At 76.0% G+C, this 7657-nt stretch carries 6 protein-coding genes; all 6 read left to right on the forward strand.

Translation table 11 applies throughout. The features are described from left to right. Positions 1-925 (forward strand): ABC transporter permease (locus tag VR44_RS30775; RefSeq protein WP_045950904.1); only part of this gene is annotated, 925 nt, incomplete at its 5' end. Then, complete coding sequence (locus VR44_RS30780) at positions 922-1914, forward strand: ABC transporter permease (protein WP_045950905.1); 993 nt, start codon at positions 922-924, stop codon at positions 1912-1914. The genes VR44_RS30775 and VR44_RS30780, both read left to right, overlap by 4 nt. Then, complete coding sequence (locus VR44_RS30785) at positions 1911-3632, forward strand: dipeptide ABC transporter ATP-binding protein (protein WP_045950906.1); 1722 nt, start codon at positions 1911-1913, stop codon at positions 3630-3632. Before VR44_RS30780 ends, VR44_RS30785 begins: the two co-directional genes overlap by 4 nt. A 209-nt stretch (positions 3633-3841) precedes the next feature. Next, positions 3842-5503, forward strand: coding sequence for a DUF3492 domain-containing protein (locus tag VR44_RS30790; protein ID WP_045950907.1), 1662 nt, complete (start codon positions 3842-3844; stop codon positions 5501-5503). A gap of 185 nt (positions 5504-5688) precedes the next feature. Continuing rightward, complete coding sequence (locus VR44_RS30795; protein WP_157880452.1) at positions 5689-6516, forward strand: hypothetical protein; 828 nt, start codon at positions 5689-5691, stop codon at positions 6514-6516. A 79-nt stretch (positions 6517-6595) separates the two neighbouring features. Next, positions 6596-7612 carry an NAD-dependent epimerase/dehydratase gene (locus VR44_RS30800; protein WP_045950908.1) on the forward strand — a complete coding sequence of 339 codons (1017 nt, stop codon included), beginning with the start codon at positions 6596-6598 and terminating at the stop codon, positions 7610-7612. Positions 7613-7657 lie beyond the last annotated feature (45 nt).

The following is a 7657-nucleotide window of genomic DNA, read 5'->3' on the forward strand; positions in this document are numbered from 1 at the left end:
GGCGGGCCGCCGGGTCCGGCGGTGGCTGCGCGGACGTCCGTCCGCCCTCGCGGCCACCGCCGTCCTGGCCCTCCTCGTCCTCCTCGCCCTCGCCGCACCCCTGCTCGCCCACCTCACCGGACAGGACCCGAACGCCTACCACGACGACCTCGTGGACTCGGCCCGCGGCGGCGTCCCCCTCGGCTCCTTCGGCGGGATCTCCGCCGACCACTGGCTCGGTGTCGAACCCGGCACCGGCCGCGACCTGTTCACCCGCCTCCTCTACGGGGCACAGGTCTCCCTCCTCGTCTCCCTCGGCGCCACCGCCGTCCAGGTGGCCATCGGCGTCGCCGCCGGGATCACCGCGGCCCTCGGCAGCCCCCTGCTGGGACGGCTCATCGGCGGAACCACCGATGTGATGATCGCCCTGCCCCTGCTGGTCCTCGCCGTCGCCCTGACCGCCGTCGTCCCGCCCGGCTTCCCGCGCCCACTGCTGCTGGTCCTCGTCATCGGCGTCCTCGACTGGGGCGGCACAGCCCGGCTGGTCCGCGCCCAGACCCTGTCCCTGCGCGGCCTGGACTTCGTCGAGGCCGCCCGGCTCGCCGGCAACGGCCGGCTGCGGATCGCCCGACGGGAACTCCTGCCCTCGCTGGCCGCCCCCGTCATCACCCTGGCCGCCCTCAAGGTCCCGACCAACATGGTGATCGAGGCCTCCCTCTCCTTCCTCGGCGTCGGCGTGAAGCCGCCCACCCCCTCCTGGGGGCAGATGCTGTCCAGCGCCCAGACCTGGTTCCGCGCCGACCCCGCCTACGTACTGCTCCCCGCCGGGCTGCTCTTCGTCACCGTGCTGTCCTTCACCGTCCTCGGCGACGGCATCCGTACGGCCCTCGACCCGCGCGAGGGTTCGCGCCTGCGGGTCGGCACCGGAAAGGAGCACGCCGCATGACGGGCTTCGTGCTCAAGCGCCTCGGCAGCGCGCTCCTCGTCCTCCTCGCGCTGTCCGTCCTCGTCTACGCCCTCTTCTACGTCGCCCCCGGCGACCCCGCCCGCCTGGCCTGCGGAGAACGCTGCAACCCGCAGCAGATCGCCCAGGTCCGCGAGCAGCTCGGGCTGAACGCCCCCGTCGTCACCCAGTACCTGCACTTCCTCCAGGGGCTGCTGGCTGGACGGGACTACTCCGGCGGCGCCGGACTGGTGCTGCACTGCGACGCACCCTGCCTCGGGTTCTCCTACCAGAACGACCGGCAGGTCACCGAACTCCTCCTGGAACGGCTGCCCGCCACCCTCTCCCTCGCCCTGGGCTCCCTCGTGATCTGGCTCGTCGTCGGCGTCGGCACCGGACTGCTGTCGGCGCTCCGCCGCGGCGGACCCACCGAACGGGTACTCACCGTGCTGACCCTCGCCGCCACCGGCACCCCCGTCTTCATCCTCGGGCTGCTGCTGCTCATGGCCGTCTGCGCCTACCTCCAGTGGCTGCCCTTCCCGACGTACGTGCCCTTCGGCGAGGACCCCGAGCAGTGGGCCTGGAACCTGCTGCTGCCCTGGGTCACCCTCGGCGTCTTCGAGAGCGCCAAATACGCCCGGCTCACCCGCAGCTCCACCCTGGAGACCCTCGCCGAGGACCACATCCGCACCTTCCGCGCCTACGGGGTGGGGGAGCGCAGGATCGTCACCCGGCACGCGGTGCGCGGGGCCGTCGCCCCCGTGATCGCCCTCAGCGCCGTCGACTTCGGCACGATGATCGGCGGCGCGGTGCTCACCGAATCCCTCTTCGGCATCCCCGGCCTCGGCAAGACCCTCATCGACGGAGTACGGGTCGTGGACCTGCCCGTCGTCGTGGGCGTCGTCCTCGCCATCGGCACCGCCGTCGTCCTCGCCGGAGCCGTCGCCGACCTCCTCTACGCCCTCGCCGACCGAAGGGTGACCCTGACATGACCGACCACCTGGTGGACGTCACCGACCTCGCCGTCGACTTCCCCGTCGGAGCCCCCGGCTCGTACGTACGGGCCGTCGACGGGGTCTCCTTCACCCTGTCGGCCGGCCGGGCCCTGGGCATCGTCGGCGAGTCCGGCAGCGGCAAGTCCACCGTGGCGGCCGCCCTGCTCGGACTGCACCGGGGCACCGGCGCCCGTCTCACCGGCAGTGTCCGCGTCGGCGGCACCGACCCGGCCACCGCCTCCCCGGCCGCCCTGCGCGCCCTGCGGGGCGGCACCGCCGCCATGGTGTTCCAGGACCCGCTGAGCTCCCTCGACCCCTACCACGCGATCGGCGACCAGATCGCCGAGGTGTACCGGGTCCACACCACCGCCACCCGCCGGGCCGCCCGCGCCCGCGCCGTCGAGGTCCTCGACCGGGTCGGCATCCCCGACGCCGCCCGCCGCTCCCGCGCCCGGCCCCACGAGTTCAGCGGCGGCATGCGCCAGCGCGCCCTCATCGCCATGGCCCTCGCCTGCCGCCCCCGTCTCCTCGTCGCCGACGAACCGACCACCGCCCTGGACGTCACCGTCCAGGCCCAGATCCTCGACCTCCTCCACGGCCTCCGCGAGGAACACGGCCTCGCCCTGCTCCTCGTCACGCACGACGTGGGAGTGGCGGCGGAGAGCGTGGACGACCTTCTGGTGATGCGGGAGGGACGGGTGGTGGAACGCGGACCGGTGGGGGAGGTGCTCACGACCCCCACCGCCGCTTACACCCGTGCCTTGCTGGCGGCCGTGCCGCGCCTCGACGCGGCGCCGAATCCAGCCCCGCCTGGGGGTACCCCCGGACGGAGTCCGGGGGAGGTTGAGGCGCTGGGGTCCGGGCGCAGCCCGGGGAACGGAGGAAGGGCGGGCAGGGGACCGGCCCCGCAGGGCAACGACACGGCCCCCACCCTCGAAGCGACAGCCCTCCGCAAGGAGTTCGGCCGCGGCAAGCGCAAGGTCACGGCCGTGGAGGACGTATCGCTCATCCTCCACCCGGGAGAAACCCTCGGCATCGTCGGCGAGAGCGGCAGCGGCAAAAGCACCCTCGGCCGCATCCTCGTCGGCCTCCTGCCCCCCACCGCCGGCGAGGTCCGCCACGCCGGCGCCGCCCCCGCCACCGGCATCGCCCCCGGGGCCCAGATGGTCTTCCAGGACCCCGTCTCCTCCCTCAATCCCCGCCGCAGCATCGGCGAGTCCATCGCCGACCCCCTCCGCGCGGCCGGGGAGCGCGACGGGTCCGCCGTCCGCCGACGGGTCGAGGAACTCCTGGTCCGGGTCGGCCTGGAGCCCGGCCACTACGACCGCTACCCGCACGAGTTCAGCGGCGGCCAGCGCCAGCGCGTCGGCATCGCCCGAGCCCTGGCCCCCCGGCCCCGGCTGATCGTCTGCGACGAGCCCGTCTCCGCCCTGGACGTCACCACCCAGGCTCAGGTCACCGCCCTGCTGGCGGAGATCCAGCGGGACCTGGGCATCGCCCTGGTCTTCATCGCCCACGACCTGGCGGTGGTCCGGCAGGTCAGCGACCGGGTCGCCGTCATGCGCGCCGGCCGGGTCGTCGAGGAGGGCCCGGTGGACGAGGTGTACGGCAGGCCCGCCCACCCGTACACCCGCCGGCTCCTCGACGCCGTGCCCGTCCTGGACCCGCTGCTCGCCGCGCGCCGCCGCTCGGCCCGCCAGGAGGTGTACGCCTGACACCCCCGCACCACCGGACCCACCCGCCGGTACGCCTTTCCTAGCGCGCTCGAACGCGAACCGTACGGGAAAGTTACGACTCTTCACCCCTTCCGGTGGCGCGACGGACAACCGTCCGTCGCGCCACCGGCGTATCCGCTTGAGTTCTCCCGCGGCGGGTCACCGGACCGACGGCGACCGCCAGTAACGGGAGAACGGGGGTGCCACTCGTGCGGATCGGACTGCTCACCGAAGGTGGTTATCCGTATGCGGCCGGAGAGGCGGGGCTGTGGTGCGACCGGCTCGTGCGCGGACTCCCGCAGCACGAGTTCGAGCTCTACGCGCTGAGCCGCAGCGCCGAACAGGAGGAGCGCGGCCGGGTCCCGCTCCCGCGGCAGGTCACCCGCGTGCGCACCGCCCCGCTGTGGGCCCCCGCCGACGACGGCCGGACCCACTCCCGGCGCGAGCGGCGGCGTTTCGCCGCCTGCTTCGGGGAGCTGGTGCGCGGCATCTGCGGCGGCAGCGCGTCCGCGGCCGGACCGGCGATGGCAGAGGCCTTCGCGGCGGGGCTGTACGGGCTCGCCGAACTCGCCCGGGACCAGGGCGGGATGTACGCGGCCCTGCGCTCCGAGACCGCCGTACGCGCCCTGGAGGCCGGCTGCCGGGCCCCGGGCGCGGGCCGGGCCGTACGGGAGGCGCGGGTCCCCGACCTGCTGGAGTTCGCCGACGAACTGGAGCGGCTGCTGCGGCCGCTGTCCCTCGACTGGTACGGGGAGCCGGGGCTCGGCGCCGTCGACGTCTGCCACGCCGCCGCCGGCGGGGTGGCCGCCGTACCCGGGCTGCTGGCCAAACGCTTCTGCGGGGTCCCGCTGCTGGTCACCGAGTACGGGGTCCAGCTGCGCGCCCACTACCTGGACCAGGGCCCCGACGGGCCGGCCGGGCCCGGCGCCGGCGGTCCGGGAGGCGGCCCCGCCAGGCCCGCCGTCCGCGCCCTGCTCGCGGCCTTCCACGTCCGGCTGGCCGGGGAGATCTACGCCCGCGCCGACCTGCTGACCCCGGGCAACGCGCACGCCCGCCGCTGGCAGGAGCGGTGCGGGGCGCCCCGGGAGCGGGTGCGGACCGTGTACCCGGGGATGGAGGCGGACCGATTCGCCGCCGTCGGCGAGGATCCCGGCTGCGGGGACCCCGACACGCTGGTGTGGGTCGGGCGGGTGGAGCCGGCCAAGGACCTGATCGGCCTGCTGCACGCCTTCGCGGAGGTCCGGCGGGCCGCCCCGCACACCCGGCTGCGGATCTTCGCCACGTCCGCCGCGCCGGGGTACCTGGCTGACTGCCGCTCGCTGGCCGCGCAGCTCTTCCCCGACGAGGCCGCGGACGCCCGGACGGCCGGCGAGAACCCCGTCGGGTTCGAGGAGGTCGGCGGGCCCGAGGCGCCGTCGGCGGCCGACGCGTACGCCGCCGGGCGGATCGTGCTGCTGTCCTCGGTGATCGAGGGGTTCCCGATCAGCCTCGTCGAGGCGATGCTGTGCGGCCGGGCCACGGTGTCCACGGACGTCGGGGCCGTCTGCGAGGTCATCGGCGGCACCGGGCTCGTCGTCCCGCCGCGCAACCCGCGCGCCCTGGCCGACGCCTGTCTCGCGCTGCTCGGCGAACCGGAACGGGCCCAGCGGCTGGGGGCGGCGGCGCGGGCGAGGGCGCTGGAGCTGTTCACGGTCGAGCAGAACGTGTCGGCCTTCCGGGAGAGCTATCTGTGGCTGCTGGCCAGGGGTGCCGGACGGCGGGAGGGCGAGGTCCCGTTCGCCCGGCCGGCGGAGGCCGTGGTGCCGGGGCACTGGACGACGCCGACGTGGAGCGTTGCCGATCCTGCGGGGGCTGAGGGGGCGGCGGTATGACGACCTCGGACATCGCGGGCGCGGCGCCGTTGCCGGGGGCTCTGCCCCCGAGCCCCCGCGCCTCGATCGCCCCCAGACTCCGTCCGGGGGGACCCCCAGGCGGGGCTGGATCTGGCCGGGCTGCGGCCGACCAGGTCGCGGGTGGTCCTCGGGCGATGGCCGGCGGCCGGCGGGGCGGGGATCCCGTGAAAGCGCTGCTGCACCGGCACCGGGAGCTCTGTGAGCGGGCCGTCGACGCGCTCGAGGTCGCCGCCGGGCTGGAGGCGTGCGGGATCACCGACCGGACCGCCGCGCGGTTCCGGCACCGGGACGTGTTCTCGCTCGCCGAGGAGCTGTACGCGCGGACCCCCCGCCGGGAGGAACCCGCCGAGGAGCCCGTCCGCGTCCCGGCCGGGGGCCGGACGGTGGCGCGGCGGTTCGGGGGCGCCCTGCTGCCCGGGGCCCTCGGGTGCGCGGCGGCCGCCGCCGGGGTGCCCGGGTCGGGGTGGGCGGCGGGGCTGCTCGCCGTCCTCGCGCTGGTGTGGCCCGGGCGGGCCGCGGGCGGCCGGTTCCCCTGGGCCGCGCACCTGCTCGCGGCCGCCGTCGCCGGCTGGGCCGTCCACCGGCACGGGCCCGCCCTCGGGCCGGCCCTCGCCCTGGCGGTGGCCCCCGGCTACCTCACCGCCGCCCTCTACGCCGCCCGGGCCCGGCGCCGGCTCGCCGGGAGCCGGGCGCTGGACGAGTTCGCCGCCGGGGCCCGGCCCCTGCTGGCCGGAGCGCTCCTGCTGTTCACCGCGGCCGCCACGGGGGCTGCCGCGCTCGCCGGAGCCGCCCCCGCGACGGCCGTACCGCTCGCGGTGCTGCTGTTCCTGGTCCGGCTCCTCCTCGGCCACGGCGCCCACCGCGCACCGGTGGCCGCGGCCCTCGCACTCGCCCTGGTCCCCGTCCCGGCCGCGGTGTACGCGGCCGTCGCGGGACTCCTCGTACACGCCCTCCTCGCGCTGTCCCGTGCCTCCGCACACGCGCGTCCCTGAGCGCCGTACCCCCTGAACAACGACAACTCACCAAGGAGAAAAGGATGACCGGCCAGCCAACCAACCGAGGGGCCGCGCGATGAGGGTGCTGCTGATCGGAGCCAACGGTTACCTCGGCCGCTACGTCGCGGACCGGCTGCTCGCCGACCCCGCCGTCCAGCTCACCGCGCTGGGCCGGGGCGACGACGCCGACGTCCGTTTCGACCTCGCCACCGGCAGCCCCGGAGCCCTCACCCGGTTCCTGGACGCCGTCCACCCCGGCGTCGTCATCAACTGCGCGGGCGCCACCCGCGGCGGAGCCCGCGAACTCACCCGGCACAACACCGTCGCCGTCGCCACCATCTGCGAGTCCCTGCGCCGCAGCGGCTGCGGGGCCCGGCTGGTGCAGCTCGGCTGCGCCGCCGAGTACGGGCCCAGCCAGCCCGGGTCCTCCACGGCCGAGGACGCCGTCCCGAGACCCGGCGGACCGTACGGGGTCAGCAAGCTCGCCGCCACCGAGCTGGTCCTCGGCTCCGGACTGGACGCCGTCGTGCTGCGGGTGTTCTCGCCCGTCGGCCCCGGCACCCCGGCCGGGTCCCCGCTGGGCCGGCTCGCCGAGGCCATGCGGCGGGCCATGCAGTCCGGGGACGGTGAGCTCAAGCTCAGCGGGCTCGGCGTGCAGCGCGACTTCGTGGACGTACGGGACGTGGCCCGGGCCGTGCACGCCGCCTCCCTGTCCGCCGCCCAGGGCGTCGTCAACATCGGCACCGGCCGCGCGGTCCGGCTGCGCGACGCGGCGGCCGTCCTCGCCCGGGTCGCCGGATACGGGGGCGCCCTCAACGAGCTCGACGTCCCGCACGGCGGAGCGCACAACGACCCCCGGCACGGCCACCCCGGCCGCCCGCAGGGCCTGGCCGGCATCGGCTCGCCCCGCTCGGAGGCCACCCCCGAACAGCTCGCCACCGCGGCCCCCCAGCCCTACCCGTACCCCGACGGCTGCGGCGCCTGGCAGCAGGCCGACGTCCGCACCGCCCGGGACCGCCTCGGCTGGCGACCCCGGATCAACCTCGAGGAATCCCTCGCGGACATCTGGATGGAGGCGGCGTGCCGTATCTGACCACCCCGCCCGGGGCCACGGCGGCCGCCGCGACCGAGTCCGGCC

Origin of the sequence: Streptomyces katrae, assembly GCF_000966975.1 — a bacterium.
Taxonomy (GTDB): Bacteria; Actinomycetota; Actinomycetes; order Streptomycetales; family Streptomycetaceae; genus Streptomyces; species Streptomyces katrae.